The 1,761-nt window shown below is 62.3% G+C and carries 1 protein-coding gene; it reads left to right on the forward strand.

The features are described from left to right. Positions 1–526: 526 nt before the first annotated feature. A partial coding sequence (locus tag SVU69_13605; GenBank protein ID MDY6944032.1) for a SulP family inorganic anion transporter occupies positions 527–1,761 on the forward strand: 1,235 nt, incomplete at its 3' end.

Consider the following 1,761-nt stretch of genomic DNA (forward strand, 5'->3'; position numbering starts at 1 on the left):
AATCCCTCCCTCTCCGCCATTCGAGCGATCGGTTGTTACTCAATCGCACCGAATTTCGGTGTTTTATGCGGTCCCGACCGACAGTTCTCGCCGTGCCTCAGATGTGTTTTTGCCGAGAGCCACCTGCCGGCAGTTTTGCCGCGTGCTAAGCCCGGCAGCGGGTGAAGGGAACGCCTACCGTTGTCGACACTCCATCGATGTCTTAGAATGCGTGCCCCTGCACAGATCACCCGTAGCTGAACATCTCATCTGCTCGGGATAAACCGCACCCGCTGCATGTTGTTGCGCAGCTTGCCCGCGCACCCGCTATCTGTTGCAGAGTCAAGCCGGGCGGCCCCCGGTGTGTCTTTACCACGACACGAACACTTTCCCGACGTGGGATCGCTTCACCGTGCTCCGCCTGCGGGCTGAGCCCGAACCGATATCCTCCGCCAGACCGGCGAATGCCCAGTGGCCCTCGCATACCCTTGCGGACCGGTTGGGCCATGTGGCCGGTGCGAAGCACAACCATGGAACCCGCATCAGCATGAACTCGATTCGACAGGAATGGCTCGCCAACATTCGCAGTGACCTGCTGGCAGGGCTGGTCGTCGCCCTGGCGCTGATCCCCGAAGCGATCGCGTTTTCGATCATCGCCGGTGTGGACCCCAAGGTGGGGCTCTACGCCTCGTTCTGTATCGCCACCGTCATCGCCTTTGCCGGAGGGCGCCCGGGCATGATCTCTGCCGCCACCGGCGCCATGGCGCTGGTGATGGTCACACTGGTCAAGGAGCACGGGTTGCAATACCTGCTTGCTGCCACCGTACTCACCGGCGTGCTGCAGATGCTGGCGGGCTGGCTGAGGCTTGGTTCGCTCATGCGCTTCGTCTCCCGCTCGGTGATCACCGGATTCGTGAATGCCCTGGCGATTCTGATTTTTATGGCCCAGCTTCCCGAACTCACCAACGTCACCTGGGTGGTCTATGCGATGGTGGCCGCGGGCCTTGGCATCATCTACCTGTTCCCTTTCGTGACCCGCGCGGTGCCCTCGCCATTGGTGGCGATTTTGGTGTTGACCGGCATTTCCATTGCGCTGGGGCTGGACATCCGCACCGTGGGCGACATGGGTGAGTTGCCCGATAGCCTGCCGCTGTTTTTGCTGCCGGACGTGCCGTTGAACCTGGAAACCCTGTCCATCATCCTGCCGGTATCGGCCACCCTGGCGGTGGTGGGGCTGCTGGAATCGATGATGACGGCCTCGATTGTTGACGACCTCACCGACACCGGCAGCAACAAAAACCGCGAGTGCGTTGGTCAGGGCGTGGCCAATATCGCGACGGGGTTTCTTGGCGGCATGGCCGGCTGCGCGATGATCGGCCAGTCGGTGATCAACGTGAAATCGGGCGGCCGCGGCCGGCTGTCGACGCTGGCCGCGGGGCTGTTCCTGCTGGTGCTGGTGGTGTTTGTCGGCGACTGGGTGGCGCTGATCCCGATGGCGGCGCTGGTGTCGGTGATGATTATGGTCTCCATCGGCACCTTCAATTGGGATTCGATTCGTAATCTGCGCGAACACCCGAAAAGCTCCACCGTGGTCATGCTGGCCACGGTGGCGGTGACAGTCTCCACCCATGACTTGGCCCAGGGGGTGTTGACCGGGGTGCTGCTGTCCGGGTTTTTCTTCGCCCACAAGGTGGGGCAGGTGCTGCATGTCGCTTCGATGGCCGAGGACGAAGGGCGCACCCGTGCCTACCGGATCACCGGACAGGTCTTTTTTGCCTCCGC

The organism is Pseudomonadota bacterium, assembly GCA_034189865.1.
Classification (GTDB): Bacteria; Pseudomonadota; Gammaproteobacteria; order UBA5335; family UBA5335; genus JAXHTV01.